At 34.4% G+C, this 17,724-nt stretch carries 16 protein-coding genes; 14 read left to right on the top strand and 2 right to left on the bottom strand.

Features of this window, described 5'->3' with window-relative positions; translation table 11 throughout:
- Positions 1-165 precede the first annotated feature (165 nt).
- The 14 genes from MWH25_RS07560 to alr all read left to right on the top strand — a co-directional run bounded on the left by MWH25_RS07560 (position 166) and on the right by alr (position 16,412).
- Entirely contained in the window at positions 166-1,524 is a 1,359-nt protein-coding gene (locus MWH25_RS07560; RefSeq protein ID WP_248627043.1) for a DUF512 domain-containing protein, read from the top strand.
- Positions 1,517-2,836 carry a ribosome biogenesis GTPase Der gene (der, locus tag MWH25_RS07565; protein ID WP_248627044.1) on the top strand — a complete coding sequence of 440 codons (1,320 nt, stop codon included), beginning with the start codon at positions 1,517-1,519 and terminating at the stop codon, positions 2,834-2,836. The genes MWH25_RS07560 and der overlap by 8 nt, the downstream gene beginning before the upstream one ends.
- A gap of 11 nt (positions 2,837-2,847) precedes the next feature.
- Positions 2,848-3,462, top strand: coding sequence for a glycerol-3-phosphate 1-O-acyltransferase PlsY (gene plsY / locus MWH25_RS07570; protein WP_248627045.1), 615 nt, complete (start codon positions 2,848-2,850; stop codon positions 3,460-3,462).
- Between the two features lie 28 nt (positions 3,463-3,490).
- Positions 3,491-4,519: an NAD(P)H-dependent glycerol-3-phosphate dehydrogenase gene (locus MWH25_RS07575; RefSeq protein WP_248627046.1), complete on the top strand. Its 1,029-nt coding sequence runs from the start codon at positions 3,491-3,493 to the stop codon at positions 4,517-4,519.
- Positions 4,520-5,182: 663 nt separating this feature from the next.
- Positions 5,183-6,661: a stage IV sporulation protein A gene (gene spoIVA, locus MWH25_RS07580; RefSeq protein ID WP_248627047.1), complete on the top strand. Its 1,479-nt coding sequence runs from the start codon at positions 5,183-5,185 to the stop codon at positions 6,659-6,661.
- A 154-nt stretch (positions 6,662-6,815) separates the two neighbouring features.
- Positions 6,816-7,118 (top strand): HU family DNA-binding protein, encoded by a 303-nt coding sequence (locus tag MWH25_RS07585; protein WP_248627067.1) that lies wholly within the window; start codon positions 6,816-6,818, stop codon positions 7,116-7,118.
- A 228-nt stretch (positions 7,119-7,346) separates the two neighbouring features.
- Positions 7,347-8,231, top strand: a complete 885-nt coding sequence (ilvE, locus tag MWH25_RS07590) for a branched-chain-amino-acid transaminase (protein WP_248627048.1) — start codon at positions 7,347-7,349, stop codon at positions 8,229-8,231.
- A 147-nt stretch (positions 8,232-8,378) separates the two neighbouring features.
- The gene (locus MWH25_RS07595) at positions 8,379-8,828 is read left to right on the top strand and encodes an ACT domain-containing protein (protein WP_248627049.1); all 450 of its coding nucleotides are present in this window, start codon (positions 8,379-8,381) and stop codon (positions 8,826-8,828) included.
- Between the two features lie 19 nt (positions 8,829-8,847).
- Entirely contained in the window at positions 8,848-10,134 is a 1,287-nt protein-coding gene (locus MWH25_RS07600) for a homoserine dehydrogenase (RefSeq protein WP_248627050.1), read from the top strand.
- 483 nt (positions 10,135-10,617) lie between these two features.
- Positions 10,618-11,850: an aspartate kinase gene (locus MWH25_RS07605; protein ID WP_248627051.1), complete on the top strand. Its 1,233-nt coding sequence runs from the start codon at positions 10,618-10,620 to the stop codon at positions 11,848-11,850.
- Positions 11,843-12,739 carry a homoserine kinase gene (gene thrB / locus MWH25_RS07610; RefSeq protein WP_248627052.1) on the top strand — a complete coding sequence of 299 codons (897 nt, stop codon included), beginning with the start codon at positions 11,843-11,845 and terminating at the stop codon, positions 12,737-12,739. Before MWH25_RS07605 ends, thrB begins: the two co-directional genes overlap by 8 nt.
- 86 nt (positions 12,740-12,825) lie before the next feature.
- On the top strand, positions 12,826-13,938 hold the full coding sequence (locus MWH25_RS07615; protein ID WP_248627053.1) for a hypothetical protein: 1,113 nt from the start codon (positions 12,826-12,828) through the stop codon (positions 13,936-13,938).
- Positions 13,939-14,070: 132 nt separating this feature from the next.
- Positions 14,071-15,195: an alanine dehydrogenase gene (gene ald, locus MWH25_RS07620; RefSeq protein ID WP_248627054.1), complete on the top strand. Its 1,125-nt coding sequence runs from the start codon at positions 14,071-14,073 to the stop codon at positions 15,193-15,195.
- 35 nt (positions 15,196-15,230) lie between these two features.
- Positions 15,231-16,412, top strand: coding sequence for an alanine racemase (gene alr / locus MWH25_RS07625; protein ID WP_248627055.1), 1,182 nt, complete (start codon positions 15,231-15,233; stop codon positions 16,410-16,412).
- 46 nt (positions 16,413-16,458) lie between these two features.
- Here alr and MWH25_RS07630 read toward each other — a convergent pair whose 3' ends face one another.
- Both MWH25_RS07630 and MWH25_RS07635 read right to left on the bottom strand, forming a co-directional pair.
- The gene (locus MWH25_RS07630) at positions 16,459-16,659 is read right to left on the bottom strand and encodes a hypothetical protein (RefSeq protein WP_248627056.1); all 201 of its coding nucleotides are present in this window, start codon (positions 16,657-16,659) and stop codon (positions 16,459-16,461) included.
- A gap of 135 nt (positions 16,660-16,794) precedes the next feature.
- A complete protein-coding gene (locus MWH25_RS07635; protein ID WP_248627057.1) occupies positions 16,795-17,460 on the bottom strand; it encodes a TetR/AcrR family transcriptional regulator in 666 nt (221 codons plus the stop codon).
- Positions 17,461-17,724: the final 264 nt, after the last annotated feature.

Here is a 17,724-nt window from a genome sequence, read left to right on the forward strand (position 1 = left end):
AGCCCTCTCGAAACTGATTTTGAAGTTTATTGGTTGCAGATTTTAATTTTAAAAGTGAAACTATATATCAATTAAGTTCGATTTTCCTAATAGACTTGACGAAACTGGTTCAATATAAGATAATAAGTAAGAAGAGAATTAGGGATTTGGTATTGAGGTGAAATAATGGAGAATAAAGAAATTGTTAACTTAGATAAGTGTTTGGAAATTGAAGGGGTAAAGGAGAATAGTATTGCTCAAGAATTAGGATTGGAAAGTGGGGATATAATATTCAAGATTAATGGTAGGGAAATTAAGGATTTTATAGATTATAAATTTTTGATTACAGATATTTATTTAGAGGTTGAGGTAATTAAGCAAGATGGGGAGTGTTGGGTGTTAGAGATTGAAAAGGATTATGATGAAGTGTTAGGCATTGAATTTTCCGAAATTATATTTGATGGGCTGAAAAAATGCCATAATAATTGTATGTTCTGTTTTGTTGATCAAGCTCCTTTAAAGTCTAGAGCTACTTTGAATTTGAAGGATGATGATTATAGGTTTTCTTTTTTAGAAGGAAGTTATATAACTTTGACGAATTTATCTAAAGCAGAGCTTGAGCGGATTAAAAGGATGCAGTTAAGTCCTTTGAATATTTCGGTACATAGTACTGAACCTGACTTAAGAGAAAAGATGCTTAATAATAAGAATGCTGGAAGAATAGTGGAGCAAATTGAAGAATTAACTGCAGCGGGAATAGAACTTAATACCCAGGTGGTCTTATGTCCGGGAGTAAATGATGGAGGACATTTAGAAAGAACGATTAAAGATTTGGTAGAGTTTCTCCCACAGGTTAGATCATTAGCTATTGTACCAGTGGGTTTAACAAAATTTAGAGAAGGTTTATCTGATTTAAGATCTTTTACTGAACAAGAGGCTAAGCAATTAATCAATTTGGTGAAAAAGTGGCAAATTAAGTTTAGGACCAATTATGGTATTAATTTCGTTTATTTGTCTGATGAGTTTTATCTTTTAGCTGAGCAACAAGTACCAGTTGCTGAAGAATATGATGATTTTGTTCAATTAGATAATGGAGTAGGTATGGTCAGATTATTTTGGGATTGTTTTTCTAAGATAGAAGGAGATTTACCAGACAAGCTTTCTGAAAGAAGAGAGGTTTCAATTGTTAGTGGAGTTTTAGGGGCTAAAGCATTACAGCCGATTGTTACTAGATTAAATCAGATTCAAGGTTTAATAGTTGAGCTGATAATAGTGGAAAATAATTATTTTGGTTCCGAAGTAACAGTGACTGGGCTGTTGACTGGAAAAGATATATTACAAAAATTGAAAGAAGAAAAGAAGTTAGGAGAGATAGTAATTATTCCAGACATTGTGCTCAATGAAGAAAATTTATTTTTAGATGATCTGACTTGGGATGAATTTGAATCTCAAATTCCAGCTGAGGCTAGAAGAGCTAATAATGAACCAAGTGATTTAGTGGAGCAGATAGTTAGAGAAAATTATGGAGGTGTTGAGAATGAATAAGCCAGTAGTGGCAATTGTTGGACGTCCAAATGTAGGTAAGTCAACATTATTTAATCGAATAGTTGGTAATAGAGTTTCTATTGTTGAAGATAAACCAAGTATTACAAGAGATAGGTTATATTCTGATACAGAGTGGTTAGGGAGACCTTTTTTATTGGTCGATACAGGAGGGATTGAATTAGATGCTGATACTGAATTAAAAGATAAGATGCGTTATCAAGCACAGATGGCTATTGATGAGGCAGATGTGATCTTGTTTGTAGTTGATATTAGGGAAGGGTTGACTGTTAGGGATAGAGAAGTAGCTGATTTCTTACGACAATCGAATAAAGAAATAATTGTTGTAGCTAATAAAGCTGAAAATCATGAACAAGCAGAAATGGACAAGTATGATTTTTATGAATTAGGGTTTGGTGAGATTTATTTAATTTCTGCTCAACATGGGTTGGGAACTGGAGATTTATTAGATCAGGTAATCAGTCACTTTCCTGAACAAGAGGATGATGATTATGCTCAAGATGCAATTAAAATTTCAATCATTGGTAGACCAAATGTTGGTAAATCATCGTTAGTCAATAAGATTTTAGGTCAAGATAGGGTAATTGTCAGTGATATAGCTGGTACTACCCGAGATGCAATTGATACCTATTTTGAACATGAAGATAAAGAGTATGTAGTTATTGATACTGCAGGAATTAGAAGGAAAGGTAAGGTTAATTTAGGCGTTGAGCGTTATAGTGTAATTCGTTCTTTAAAGGCTATAGATCGCTCTGATATTGCTTTAATGGTAATAGATGCCACTGAGGGAATGACAGAGCAGGATAAAAAGGTTGCTGGTTATGCCCATGAAGGAGGAAAAGGGGTTGTACTAGTAGTTAATAAGTGGGATTTGATTGAAAAAGATGGACGAACAATGAATCGTTACTTAGAAGAGATCAGGTATGAAGCTAAATTTTTGAATTATGCACCAGTTACTTTTATTTCGGCTTTGACAGGTAAGAGAGTTTTAGAGGTGTTAGAGATTGCAAATTATGTAGCAGAGCAGCATGCTAGAAGGGTGGATACGAGTGTCTTAAATAGTGTAATTGAAGAAGCAACATTAATGTTTGAACCTCCAGCTAATAAGCAAGGAAAGAGATTAAAGATTTATTACGGTACTCAACCAAGAGTTAAACCTCCTACATTTGTAATGTTTGTTAATGATCCTGAATTGATTAATTTTTCTTATCGACGTTATTTAAAGAATCAGTTAAGGAAAGCATTTGGGTTTGAGGGGACACCAATCAAAATAATAGTTAGGGAAAGAAGTTAGGAGGAAGAGTAATGATTATTAGATTATTATTAGCAATGGGAATTAGCTATTTATTAGGTTCAATTCCATTTGGTTTATTAGTAGCTAAGTATGTTAAAGGGGTAGATATTCGTGACTATGGGAGTGGTAATATTGGTGCAACCAATGCTTATCGCATAATGGGGCTAGGAATGGGATTTGTAGTTGCCTTGTTAGACATAGGAAAAGGTTTATTAGGTATTACTGTTGCAAGTAGTTTCTTTCCTGAAGAACCTTTTTTGATCTTATTAGTAGGTGTGATGGCTATTGTTGGTCATAATTGGTCTTTGTTTTTAAAGTTTACTGGTGGACGAGGAGTAGCTACTTCTGTTGGGGTCTTGACTAGCTTGGCCCCTGGAGCAATTTTTGTTGTATTTATTGTTTGGGCATTGATTGTGGCTATAACTAAATATGTTTCATTAGGTTCGATTATTGGGGCGGTCTTAATTCCAATTATGATGTTTTTATTTAATAAACCTACAGAATATGTTCTTTTTGGTCTGTTGATAGCTATCTTTGTAATATATGGACATAAGCCAAATATTAAACGTTTATTAGCAGGTACTGAAAATAAGATTACAAAAACTCAAGTTGAAAAAAAAGATTAAATTAAAATTTAGTTGAGGAGGATTTAAAGTGAGTGATAAAATAGCAGTTATTGGTGGAGGTAGTTGGGGTACGGCACTGGCTGTATCACTTCATAATAATGGTCATGATGTATGTTTAAGGGACATCTCTCAAGAAAAAGCAGATGAGATCAACCAAGAACATATTAATTCTTATTTGCCAGATGTTAAGTTACCAGAAGGATTAACAGCCACCACCGATCTTGAAGAAGCTGTAGCAGGGGCCAATATTGTCTTAGTTGTTGTTCCTTCTCATGTTGTAAGGATAGTAGCCCAGGAATTAAAAGGGTTATTAGCTCAAGATACAATTATTGTGTGTGCCTCCAAGGGGATTGAAGAAGGGACTCATTTAAGGATGTCAGAGGTCTTAAAAGATGAATTAGATAGTAAATTACATGATAATATTTTGGTCTTAAGCGGGCCAACTCATGCTGAAGAGGTAGTTTTAGGCTTGCCAACGACGATTGTAGTAGCAGGTTGTAAGAAGCAATTAACTGAACGAGTTCAAGATCTATTTATGACAGATTATTTTAGAGTCTATACCAATCCTGATCTGGCTGGTGTTGAATTAGGAGCAGCAGTCAAGAATATAATTGCTATTGCCGCTGGAATTTCTGATGGGCTAGGTTATGGTGATAATGCGTTAGCTGCTTTAGTTACTAGAGGAATAGCAGAGATAAAAAGATTAGGTGCTGAACTGGGTGCTGATCCAATTACTTTTTCAGGCTTATCAGGTTTAGGAGATTTGATTGTAACTTGTGCTAGCCAACATAGTCGTAATCGTCGCTTAGGTTATAAAATCGGTAGTGGATTGACCTTAGATGAAGCTTTAGCTGAGATGAAGATGGTAGCAGAAGGGGTAAGAACTGCTAAAGCAGTTTATGCTTTTGCTCAAGAGTTAGAGATAGAAATGCCGATTACAAGTGAGATTCATCAGATTTTATTTGAAGATAAAGATCCTAAAGAAGCTGTTAATGACTTGATGTTACGAGGAGCTAAACATGAATTAGAGGAGATAGTAGAGGATAGTTGCTGGTAATTCAGACATGAGCTATGAGTTGTCAGTCAAAAATCAAAATTTTTATATCGGATCTTAGAGCAGGGGATAATATTCCCTGTCTTTTTTATCTTGTAGATGCTTAATTTAAAAATGAAGCTTAATTGATATAAAGTGGCACTTTGCCACTTTATATCAGTGTACAGTTTACGGTTGACGGTTAACAGTTAAAACCATTAAAATCTTAAATCAAAATCACTCTAAACCTGCGAACATAAGGCATTTCAGAGATCTTAATTTTTTAAGGTTTTGATCTTAACTGTAAACTGTTCACTGTACACTGTCAACTCAATAATGTGGCACAAAAGTGCCACATTATTGTAATAAAGTTCTAATTTAAAGTTGGTTGGCTTAGCCTCAACCTTAGCCTTAAACTTGAGCTGTTTTCTTCTCTCCCGAGGAATAATATAAAATTCAGGTCATATATATATAGTGATCTTTGAAAAAATATTAATGGCTGACAGTTGAGTTGCTGATAAGAGAGTTTGTTCTCCTTTGGGAAATTGTTACTTTTCAGTGATTTCGGATGATTTTTTAATATCATTGTTTTTAATGGTTTACTTAACCTCAGTCTTAACCTTAATCTAAAGTGGGCGATAGCCCATTTTATTCTTATAGGTTTTAATATAAAAGGGAGGGTAACTGATGGAAAGTTTTAGTGTTTATCAGGATATTGCAACTAGAACAAATGGGGACATTTATATTGGGATAGTAGGGCCAGTTAGAACCGGTAAATCTACATTTATTAAGAAGTTTATGGATTTATTAGTTTTGCCTTATATTGAAGATCAACATGTTCAGGAGCGAGCTAGAGATGAATTACCGCAAAGTGGTGAAGGTAAAACGATTACTACAACTGAACCAAAATTCGTTCCTAATCAGGCAACCAAGATTAATTTAGATGAGAACGTTGATTGCAAGATCAGATTGGTTGATTGTGTTGGTTATAGAGTACAGGGGGCCTTAGGGTATGAAGAAGAATCAGGAGCTAGAATGGTAACTACCCCTTGGTTTGAAGAGGCAATTCCATTCCAAAAAGCTGCTGAAGTAGGAACGGAGAAAGTGATTCAAGATCATTCTACAATTGGTTTAGTAGTTACTACTGATGGTACAATTACTGATTTGCCACGAGAAAATTATATTGAAGGTGAACGCAGAGTTGTTGAAGAATTAGAGGAGTTAGGAAAACCATATATTATTGTGCTTAATTCTACTCAACCTGAGAGTGAAGAGACTCAAGAGTTGGCTCAGCAATTAGAGGAAAAGTTTAATAAAAAGGTAATTGCTGTTAATTGTCTGGAATTAGAAGGTGATGATATTGTAAATGTATTGCGAGAAGTACTGTACGAATTTCCGTTAACAGAGATTAATATTGATCTGCCATTATGGATTGATGAATTGGATGATGAGCATTGGTTAAGTCAAGATATAGATGAAAGTATAAATCAAGCAATCCAAGAGGTATTTACTTTAAGAGATGTTGATAAATTATTTGAGCAACTAAGTGAGAATGAACATGCTAAAGAGGTTGCAGTTTCTGATCTTAATTTAGGTAGTGGAATAGCTGCTTTAGACTTCAATTTAAAGGAGGATTTATTTTACGAAACGTTAGAAGAATTGACCGATTTAGAAATAGAAGGGGAACACCATTTATTTAATTTGGTTAAAGAGTTGAGTGTAATCAAAAAGGAGTATGATCAGGTAGCAGGTGCATTACTTAAAGCTAAAGAAGAAGGCTATGGGATTGTAAGACCGGAGTTGGAAGATATGATCTTTGAAGAACCAGAGATGATTAAGCGTGGAGGTCATTTTGGGGTTAAATTAACAGCTTCTGCTCCTTCAATTCATTTGATTAGGGCAGATATTAAGACTGAAATTTCTCCTGTAGTAGGTACAGAAGAAGAATGTGAAGAAATAATTCAATTCTTTGAAGAAGAGTTCGAAGCCAATCCAACTGCAATCTGGGATTCTGATTTTCTAGGTCGCTCATTACATGATTTAGTTAAAGATGGAATTAATAACAAGTTATATAGAATGCCAGTTAAGGCTCAGGATAAGATTCAAGATACTTTACAAAAGATAATAAATGAAGGAAGCGGAGGCTTAATCTGCATTATTTTATAAAAATCAGTCAATTGGCTGGTTTTTTTTCTTTATTTATTGTTTTTTTATAAAAAAAGGAGGAATAATAAAGCTTGTCAAGAAGTTTATCTGTGGCATAATAATCATTGAAAATGTTTAAATTACTAGTAGGAGGTGAATTATGATGGCAAAAAATATTACTAAAACTAAATTAGTAGAGCAGATTTCTGAAAAGACAGGAATTACTAAAAAAGATACTAAGGAAACCTTGGATGCAATGTTAGATGTAGTAACTGAAAATTTACAGGAAGAAGCTAAGAAGCCAGCTGATGAGCGGGCCAAGATTCAATTGATTGGATTTGGTAGTTTTGAAGTGCGAGATCGTAGTGCTCGTATGGGGCGTAATCCACAGACAGGCGAAGAGATGGAAATTCCTGCTCGAACAGTTCCAGCTTTCAAACCTGGTAAATCTTTAAAAGAAGATGTTAATGTAAAGTAAGTTACAGGTTAGAAAATGATGAACTTGAATAAGGGTTAATAGCCTTAAAATTCAAATTTTAAGATTTAAAGATTTAAAGATTTAAAGATTTAAAGATATAGTGGGGAATGGATTAGCTACCCTTACTATATCTTTTTTAATATAAGGTCTAAAAAATATTGATTAATTTGCAAATTGATCTAATTTTAATTATAATAGTAGATAATAATTTTAAGGAAGGTGAGTATTATGAGTAGTCAGAAAATATTTTTAAATGATAGACTAGTAGAGAAGGAAGAAGCTAGAATTTCTGTCTTTGATCATGGGTTTTTATATGGTGATGGAATTTTTGAAGGAATTAGAGCTTATAATGGTCGTGTTTTTCGATTTGAAGAGCATTTAGATCGATTATATGAGTCTGCTAAAGCAATCATGTTGGATGTACCTTTAGATAAAGAGCAAATGAGAGAAGCAGTCTTAAAGACAATCAGAGCTAATGAATTAGAGGATGCTTACATTAGATTAGTTGTTTCGCGGGGAGTTGGTGATTTAGGATTAGACCCTAATAAATGTGGGCAAGCAACTGTAATAATTATTGCTAGTGATATTGAGTTGTATCCTGAGGAATTTTATGAGGAAGGTTTAGATGTGGTAACTGTTCCAACTCGTCGTAATATTCCTGAAGCCTTAAATCCAAGAATTAAGTCTCTGAACTATTTAAATAATATTTTAGCTAAGATTGAGGCTAATCAAGCAGGTGTTTTAGAAGCAGTGATGTTGAATAATGAAGGGTATGTTGCAGAATGTACGGGTGATAATATCTTTATTATCAAGGATGGTGTTTTAAAGACTCCTCCTACATATATAGGAGCTTTAAAAGGGATTAAACGAGGAGTAGTTTTAGAAGTTGCTCCTGAATTCGGCTTAGAGGTCAGAGAAGAGGTCTTTACTCGTCATGATCTATATACTGCTGATGAGTGTTTCTTAACTGGTACTGCTGCTGAGGTGATTCCGGTTGTTAAGATTGATTCTAGAGAGATTGCAGATGGACAACCTGGTAACTATACTAAGCAGTTGATTACAGCTTTTAGGGAGTTGGCCCAAACAAGTGGTACTTTAATCTATCAAAAATAAAATATGAAATTATTGACGTACAACTTAATTGTTGTACGTTTTTTTTGAAACCCTTGCAAAAGATCAAAAAGGATGTTATAATTCGTTGTAATGTTCATATAAGACAGACAAGAGTTTTTTTAGAAAGGACAACGATAGGGGGTTATAATGGGACAAAATTTTTATATAGTTGCTGAAGAGATCTTATCATCGGCTATGAAGAAGACTGTTAAAGTAAAAGAATTATTAAAGAATGGAGAAGAAGAGCAGATTAAAGAAGCAGTTAAAAGAGTAGGGTTAAGCAGAAGTGCTTATTATAAGTATAAAGATTATATATTTGCTTTTGTGGAACAAGAACGACAAGAATTAGCAACATTATCATTATTAGTAACTGATCAAAAGGGTAATCTATCTAAGGTTTTAAGCCAAATTGCTCGATATCATGGAAATATATTAACTATAAATCAAGATATTCCTTTAGAACAAGTGGCTCATGTAACTATAACGATCGAGAGTAGTAATTTAGTAATATCAGTTGAACAATTAATAAGTAATCTAGAAGATATAGTAGGAATAAAAAGAGTAAAACTAATTAAACAAAGTTTTAAACAAAGATAACTTTTAAGGAGGAGATAGTATGGAGAAGGAAATAAAGGTAGGATTATTAGGATGTGGAACTGTTGGTTCAGGGGTTTATAAAATCTTAGAACAGAATGCTACTAGTATTGCTAATAAGTCAGGTGCTAAATTGACTGTGGCTAAAGTATTAGTTAAAGATAAAAGTGAAGAATTGTTAGTTGATGTTGCGTCGGATAAGTTAACAGATGATTTTGAAGAGATAATTAATGATCAAGAAATTGAAATAGTTGTAGAATTGATTGGAGGAGTTCATCCAGCTAAAGAGTTTATTTTAGAAGCACTTAAGAGTGGGCGGAGTGTAGTGACTGCTAATAAAGAGTTAGTAGCTAAGCATGGTCATGAATTATTGATTACTGCTCGAGAAATGGGAGTCGATATCTATTTTGAAGCCAGTGTTGGTGGTGGAATTCCAATTATTAGTCCTTTAAAAGAGGATTTAGCTGGAAACAAGATTACAAATATAATGGGAATTGTTAATGGTACTACTAATTATATTTTGACTAAAATGGAGCAAGAAGGAGCGGAATTTTCTGATGTATTGGCTAAGGCTCAGGAACTTGGTTATGCTGAAGCTAATCCTACATCAGATATAGAGGGCCATGATGCTGCTTATAAATTGGCTATCGTAGCATCGATTGCTTTTGAATCTAAAGTTGATATAGATGATATTTATATTGAAGGGATAACTGGGATTACTAAAGAAGATATTTTATATGCGCAAGAGTTAGATTATAAGATTAAGTTATTAGCTATTGGAAAAGAAGATAATGGGATTGAAGTTAGAGTACATCCTACATTAGTTCCTATAGAACACCCATTGGCCAATGTTAATGATGTCTTTAATGCTATCTTTGTGGAAGGGAATGCCATCAATGAAGTAATGTTCTATGGTCCAGGAGCAGGTCAGATGCCGACTGGAAGTGCTGTCGTAGGTGATATTATTACTGCTGCCAGAAATGTTAATTTTTCAGCTCAAGGAAGAATATCTTGTACTTGTTTTGAGCAAAAAGAAGTAATAGCTCAAAAAGAAGTAATGTCAAGTTTTTATTTAAGATTAGAAGTATTAGATAACCCAGGAGTTTTAGGAAAGATAACAGGTTTATTAGGAGAGCATCAAGTCAGTATTGAATCTGTAATTCAAAAAGGTAGAAGTAATGATACTGTACCATTGGTTTTAGTAACTCATCAGGTTAAAGAAGGGGATCTTAATGCTGCACTAGAAAAGATTGCTTCTTTGTCAGATGTTAAAGAAGTGGCCAGTTTAATTAGAGTTGAAGAGTATTAATAATACTTGTTAGAATAGTAAAGAGGTAAGTAAATAGCTGTGAGTCGTGTGCTATGAGCTGTGAGCTAAACTATTAAAAAACATAAAAGTAGATTTTGTTTTAACTTATAGCGAGCAATTTTATAGATCTCCAACTTTAAAGTGAAATAATGTTACAATATAGCTTCACAATTGACAATTGACGGAATGTACAATTTACAATTAAAGATCAAGTTCTTAAAAGCTTAAGTTTTCTGAAAAACCTTGTGATAATAAGCTTTGATTGATTTTGGTTATAAGATTTAAAGGTTTTAATTGTCAATTTTGTAAATTGTACATTGTAAATTGAAGTTAAGCTATATATCAATTATGTTTCATTTTAGAGTGATTTTGAATTTAGGTCTTGAACTGGTTCACACTTACGCCTCACAGCTTATAGATCAAAGCTATGATATGATAGGAAAATGATATAAATTGTTAATTGTAATTAGAGGAGGAAGTTTTATGGGATTAATTGTTCAAAAATATGGTGGTAGTTCAGTAGCAGATACTGATCGAGTTAAGCGAGTTGCAGAAAGAATTGTAAGACGAAAAAGAGCAGGTAACCAAATAGTAGCGGTAGTTTCAGCTTTAGGGGATACTACAGATGAATTGATTGAGTTGGCCAAAAAAATTACTGATGATCCTCCTAAACGTGAGTATGATATGTTAATTTCGACAGGTGAACAGGTTTCAGTTTCATTGTTGGCAATGGCTATTAATGAATTGGGTGAAGATGTGATTTCTTTAACTGGTTCTCAAATTGGAATTATAACCAATGATTTGCATGCTAAAGCTAAAATTTTAAAGGTTAATCCTGAAAGGTTGGAACAAGAACTTACTCAGGATAAGATAGTAATTGTAGCTGGTTTTCAGGGGGTTACATTTGATAATGAAATAACTACTTTAGGACGGGGTGGTTCTGATACAACAGGTGTTGCAGTAGCAACTGCTCTTGGAGCGGATTTATGTGAAATTTATACAGATGTTGATGGAGTTTATACTGCTGATCCTAGAGTTGTTAAAAGTGCTTGTAAATTAAATGAAGTTTCTTATGAGGAAATGTTAGAGTTTGCTAGTTTAGGTGCTGAAGTGTTACATCCTAGATCGGTTGAAATTGCTAAAGAGTATGGTATTGAAATGGTGGTTAAATCTAGTTTTTATTGTTGCCCTGGAACATATATTAAGGAGGTAGGAGAATTGGAAAAAGATATTGTAGTAACAGGTGTTACATGTAATGGTGATACAGTAAAATTATCATTAATAGGAGTACCTGATGAACCGGGTATTGCTTCTAGGATCTTTACTGGACTAGCTGAAGATGGTATTAATGTAGACATGATTATTCAGAATGTGGATTATGATGGACTAAATGATATTACTTTTACAATTGATAAAGAAGATTTAGATCATGCTAAAATTAATCTAAAAGGATTACAAGGAGAGTTGGGTTATACAGAATTGATTTATGATACTGAAGTGACCAAGGTATCAATAGTAGGAGCGGGTATGGTGACTAATCCTGGAGTAGCAGCTAAGATGTTTGAGGCATTAGCTGATGAAGATATTAATATTGATTTGATCAGTACATCGGAAATAAAGGTTTCTTGTTTAATTAATGAAGAAAGAGCTGACCAGGCTGTTAAGGTTATTCACGATAAGTTTAATTTAGAGCGGTTATGTGACAGCAATGTTTAAGATCAAGATTCCAGCAACTACTGCTAATTTAGGACCAGGTTTTGATACTTTTGGTATGAGTTTGGGCTTATACAATTCAATTGAAGTAGAGCAGAAGGAAGAAGGGGTAGAGATTGAGGTTGCTGGGTATGGAGTGAAAGAATTAACTACTGATAAAAGCAATTTAGTTTATCAGAGTATGTTACGTTTATTTGATATTGTTGATTATCTACCCCCAGGATTAAAGATTAAACTTATCAATCGGATTCCTTTAGCCCGTGGTTTAGGAAGTAGTGCTGCTGCTATTGTTGGTGGATTGCTAGCAGCTAATAAATTGAGTGGAGAGCAGTTAACAACTGAACAATTACTTAACTTAGCAACTGAGATAGAAGGTCATCCTGATAATGTAGCTCCTGCTTTATTAGGTGGAGTGGTTATTTCTACTGTCAAGGAGCAAGGAGTTATTTATAAAAAAATAACTCCTCCAGCTAAATTGAAGACTGTAGTCTGTATTCCAGACTATCAGCTAACGACTGCTAAATCGAGGGGTGCTTTACCTGAGAAGGTCTCGTTTAAAGATGCAGTCTTTAATGTCAGCCATGCCAGTCTATTATTGGCAGGTCTGTTAACAGAAGATTATCAACTGATCGGACAGGCATTAGATGATCGCTTACATCAGCCTTATAGGCAAGGTCTGATTCCTGGATTAGATGAAGTAATAGACAATTTATCTGAAGAAGTGTTGGGGATTGTACTGAGTGGTTCTGGGCCAACAGCAATCGCCCTGACGCTACAAGAGGAAGAGAGAATCGGTACTGAGATGAAAGAATTTTTTGCTAAGCATGGCATTGAAGCTCAGTATTTAGTAGTTTACCCTACTGATCAAGGAGCCACTATTATTGAAATTTAATGTTAAAAAAAGAGGTTTTTGATCTAAAACATAGAAATTATGTAACGATAGTGGTTCTTAACAAATTATAAAGGTGGGGGATGAAGATGAAAAGAGCTTGGATGTTATTGTTAATCTTGTCGTTAGTAGTAGTAACTGCTGGTACGGCTGTTGCAGGTCAGATATATGGCACTAAAGCCCATGGAATGGGTGGTGCATTTACTGCTGTGGCTGATGATGCCAGTGCGATTTACTGGAATCCAGCTGGACTGGTACGGAGTGGTATGTTAGGACTGCAAGCTAATGCTGGTGGAGAGTTGAGTGGTTTGAGTGATATGAGAGACTTTGTCAGTGATGCAGAGAATGCAGAGGATTATGGGAGTTTTAGAGAATTAGAGGTTCCTGAAGATAGTAGTCTGCAGATAAATGGTATGGCAGCAGCAAATTTAAGGAGATTTGGTCTAGGAGCGACTTTTAATAATCAGTTTAGAGTAGTTGATGAAAGGGAAATGCCTAATGAAGGTGATTTAGATGATTTAGATAATTTAGATGATTTAGATGATTTAGATTTTGAACGATCAGCTGAGAATGAATTAATAGCAGAAGGGATCTTTTCAATGGGAACTAACTTAACCAATGGACCATTGAATTTAGGAACGATTTCGGTAGGGGCCAACGTCAAGACATTGTATGGTCGATATGATTTTTATGAAGTGAATAGTGATAATGTAGATCCTGATGACTATAATGATAATAATTTTGAAAATTTTGATCCTGATGAATTTATGAATGATGGAAGCACAACTGCTAGTGGTTATGGTCTAGATGTTGGTGCTTTAATGCGAGCAACGAATATGATTAATTTAGGCGTCAATGTCCGTAATGCAGTCTCTAGTTTTGAGTGGGATGATGATTATGATCGTTTAGAAGATGGACAACCCCGAACTGTGACTGTAGGAGCAGCTGCTAATCTACCGTTTCCGATCGGAGCAATAGTAGCAGCAGATATAGAATTTCCTGAAGATGAGGACAGAATCTATCGTTTAGGAGCAGAGAAGGATATTATTCTTGGTTTGCTAGCTGTTAGGTTAGGTGGTTATCAAATAGATGGAGATCGGACATATACTGGTGGATTAGGTCTTAACCTACCATTTGTCGACTTAAACTTATCTGGTGATTCTGATAGTAACTATAGCTTTGCTGGAACGGTAAACTTTTAATAAATTTAAATGAAAGCGATGAATTGATTTAATCAACTCATCGCTCTTTTTACTCTGTATAGATAATCAACATGCTTGATAAAATAGTAAAGATAATCGAAAAAGGCTTCACAACTAAGAGGGGGAATAAAAGTGATTATAGGTGTACCGCAGGAAGTTAAGAATAATGAGAATAGAGTAGCAGTTACTCCAGCAGGTGTAGAGACACTGACTAACCAAGGACATGAAATAATAATTGAAGAAGCAGCAGGAGAAGGTAGTGGAATTTCAGATCAAGAATTTGAACAAGCAGGGGCCAAAATCTTACAGAGACATCAAGAAATATTTTCTAGTGCAGAGATGATAATGAAGGTTAAAGAACCAGTACCAGAAGAATATGATCTATTTAAAGAAGAGCAGATCTTATATACATATTTGCACTTAGCGGCTGAAGAAGAATTAACAAGAACGTTAATGGAAAAAAAGGTTGTTTCAATTGCATATGAAACAGTTGAGCTAGAGGATGGCTCTTTACCATTATTGACGCCAATGAGTGAGGTAGCAGGTAGATTAGCTGCTCAAAAAGGAGCATTATTTTTAGAGAAACCAAAAGGTGGTCGAGGGGTCTTATTAGGAGGAGTCCCAGGTACTAAACCAGCTAGAGTAGTAGTAATTGGTGGTGGAATAGTAGGGATTAATGCAGCTAAGATGATTAAGGGTTTAGGAGCAGATGTAACTATTTTAGATATTGATGCTAGTCAGTTAAGATATATTGATAATATCTTTATGGGAAATATAAAGACAAGAATGTCGAATAAATATAATGTTTATGAAGAAGTAACAACGGCAGATCTAGTAATCGGAGCAGTCTTGATTCCAGGTGCTAAAGCACCATATATAGTAACAGAAGAAATGGTTAAAGATATGAAGGAAGGTTCAGTTGTTGTAGATGTAGCAATCGATCAAGGTGGTTGCATAGAGACGAGTTATCCAACAACACATCAGGCTCCAGTCTTTACTAAACATGGGGTAGTTCATTATTCTGTTACAAATATGCCAGGTGCAGTGGCCAGAACTTCAACTCATGCGTTAACAAATGTGACCTTGCCTTACGCACTCAAACTTGCTAATCAAGGATATCAAGATGCGTTATTAGATGAAGTAGCATTATTAAAAGGCTTAAATGTATATGATGGTAAAGTTACTCATCAAGGAGTAGCAGAAGCTTTTGGCTTAGAATATCATCCTCCTAAAGAACTATTAGCTAATAGTTTTTAATCCTAATTATTGCTTAATATAAAGGGGAATCAAGCATGGATAATGATAACTTGACTGCAAGATTTAAATTAAGACCTGCCTGGGTAGAAATAGATTTAGATAATATTGGGTATAATATTGCTGAGTTTAAAAAGAATTTGCCTGATGATACGCTGCTAATGATAGTAGTTAAAGCAGATGCTTATGGTCATGGTCTAGTAGAAGTGGCTAAAACAGTTCTAGAAGAAGGAGCAGATCGGTTAGCAGTAGCTATCTTAGATGAGGCAATTCAATTAAGAAAAGCTGGTTTAACTGAAGTTCCGATCTTGATTTTGGGTTGGACTCCACCTGAACTAGCCAGTGAGGTAGTTAAGTATGATCTGATCCAGACCGTTTATGATCAACAGCTTGCTACCAGTTTAACTACTGCAGCACAAGATTTAAATCAGGAAGCTAAACTTCATCTTAAAGTTGATACAGGAATGGGTAGGGTTGGTTTACAACCTAAAGAAGTAATGGAGTTTATGGCTGGAATAACTAAACTGGATAGTTTAGTAGTGGAAGGGATTTATACTCATTTTGCAGTAGCAGATAAAGAAGATAAGACCTATACTTATCAGCAATTAAATAAATTTGAACAGCTAATTAAGGACTTGGAGGATCAAGGGATTGAGATTCCGATTAAGCATAGTGCTAATAGTGCGGCATTTTTAGATCTGCCTGAGACATATTTTAATATGGTTAGATTAGGGATTATAACTTATGGACTTTGGCCCTCTTCAGAGGTTGAGCAAAGAATTGATTTAAGAGCAGGGATGAGATTAAAGGCTAGAATTGCTCATTTAAAGGAGGTGCCTGCTGGAACCGATATTAGCTATGGCAGGACTTATAAAACTACTGCTCAGCAGAAGATAGCAACCTTACCATTAGGCTATGAAGATGGTTATAGTAGGTTACTTTCTTCTAATAGCCAGGTTTTGGTTAAGGGCAAACGGGTGCCAGTAGTTGGCAGGATTTGTATGGATCAATTGATGATTGATGTAACAGAGGTTGATGGAGTAGAAGTAGGAGATGAAGTAACATTGATCGGTCAAGATGGAGAGGATGAGATCACAGTTACTGAAGTGGCAGATAGGATAGGAACGATTAATTATGAAGTCGTCTGTATGATCAGTAAACGGATTCCGAGAGTTTATGTCAAGGATGGGGAAGTGCAACAGGTTATAAAGGGCATTTAATATTTAACAGTGAAATAGCTAAAAGCAATTGATCAAACGTGTTAGTTTACCAATAATAACTACCTAAATTAAAATCTGAAGTAACTCTGTCACCTTCATGAAAACTGTTCCACTGACCAACAGATGCAGCAATAAAATATTTTAATAAGTTATATGTAGTAAACTTTCTTGCAGTATCTTTATACTCAATTAAATCGGAAAATTCTTTTACTTCTTTTTCTGTTAAAAAAACTTGTGTTATATTCATAATTTTGCTATTAGTATTCATAAGGGACACCTCTTTTTATAGTATTGGTGGTAGATACTATTTTAACAGAAAAGAGGATCCCTTTCATTATTTTTTTGCTTACTTTTTATGGATAATCAACACGCTTGAACTGATTTAATTATTAGCTATTTTTGTTGCAATTTTTCGAATATAGGTCATTGTTTTGGTGGTAGCTTCTTCTGCTGAATAATCAACACGATTATTAAGTAGTAAAGAGATCATTCCATGATAGGTTAATGTAATCATTTTATCTATTTCAGCAGCTTGTTTAGACGTGAAATAACCTGCTTCTATGCAGGGTTGAATAGCCAGAGCTGTTCTTTTAGATAGATCAGACTCTAAAAAGATCGGGGTCAAATCTTGAGGCGGATCTCCCAATTTTTCAGGAAATAATGAAAAGTACTTCTCCATTAGATCTTCAGGCTTGTTGCCGATATCTTCGGTAAAGACTGCATAATAGATCTTTGGTTTTTTAAAGGAATACTTACAGAAACACTCCCACATCAATAAAAATCTTTCCAGGGTATTACTGCTTTGCTCCATATACTGGGGTACTTCCTGGACATAATCACTGATGAAATTCATAGCAGCAAAAAAGATCAACTGATTAAGATTGTCAAAGTAATTGTAAATAGTAGCACTATTATATCCAGCAATCTTGGCTACTTTTCTAATGGTTACCCCTTTAATTCCTTCCTCTTCAATGATCTGGCTGGTAGCATTGATGAATATCTTTAAAATTCTAATCTGTTTGATATCACCTTCATTAAAATCAATCATTATTAGACCTCCCTCCATTATTAACTAGCTATTATTATAGACTAAAAGCACTAAATTTTCAAAAATACGACCAATTTAAACAAAATTAATTTTAAAAGGTCAGATAAAAAGAAGGATTTTCGAATATTATGTTGAATTATTAAATATGTCAACAGAGAAAATCATAGAAATTTAGCTTTAATAGACAAAAATTGTCGAAAAATTAAGAATTGCCTAAAACTTTTGGTTTGAATGAAGGGGTTTAAGTTAATCATGTTTAAGTAA

It is taken from the genome of Natroniella acetigena (assembly GCF_023227745.1).
In the GTDB taxonomy this organism is placed as follows: domain Bacteria; phylum Bacillota; class Halanaerobiia; order Halobacteroidales; family Halobacteroidaceae; genus Natroniella; species Natroniella acetigena.

Bases quoted from the DNA above. Each gene is read 5' to 3' on its own strand.
- MWH25_RS07560 (WP_248627043.1), top strand. From the start codon at position 166: ATGGAGAATAAAGAAATTGTTAACTTAGATAAGTGTTTGGAAATTGAA.
- der (WP_248627044.1), top strand. From the start codon at position 1,517: ATGAATAAGCCAGTAGTGGCAATTGTTGGACGTCCAAATGTAGGTAAG.
- spoIVA (WP_248627047.1), top strand. From the start codon at position 5,183: ATGGAAAGTTTTAGTGTTTATCAGGATATTGCAACTAGAACAAATGGG.
- MWH25_RS07595 (WP_248627049.1), top strand. From the start codon at position 8,379: ATGGGACAAAATTTTTATATAGTTGCTGAAGAGATCTTATCATCGGCT.
- MWH25_RS07630 (WP_248627056.1), bottom strand. From the start codon at position 16,659: ATGAATATAACACAAGTTTTTTTAACAGAAAAAGAAGTAAAAGAATTT.
- MWH25_RS07605 (WP_248627051.1), top strand. From the start codon at position 10,618: ATGGGATTAATTGTTCAAAAATATGGTGGTAGTTCAGTAGCAGATACT.
- MWH25_RS07615 (WP_248627053.1), top strand. From the start codon at position 12,826: ATGAAAAGAGCTTGGATGTTATTGTTAATCTTGTCGTTAGTAGTAGTA.
- ilvE (WP_248627048.1), top strand. From the start codon at position 7,347: ATGAGTAGTCAGAAAATATTTTTAAATGATAGACTAGTAGAGAAGGAA.
- MWH25_RS07635 (WP_248627057.1), bottom strand. From the start codon at position 17,460: ATGATTGATTTTAATGAAGGTGATATCAAACAGATTAGAATTTTAAAG.
- plsY (WP_248627045.1), top strand. From the start codon at position 2,848: ATGATTATTAGATTATTATTAGCAATGGGAATTAGCTATTTATTAGGT.
- MWH25_RS07600 (WP_248627050.1), top strand. From the start codon at position 8,848: ATGGAGAAGGAAATAAAGGTAGGATTATTAGGATGTGGAACTGTTGGT.
- thrB (WP_248627052.1), top strand. From the start codon at position 11,843: ATGTTTAAGATCAAGATTCCAGCAACTACTGCTAATTTAGGACCAGGT.
- alr (WP_248627055.1), top strand. From the start codon at position 15,231: ATGGATAATGATAACTTGACTGCAAGATTTAAATTAAGACCTGCCTGG.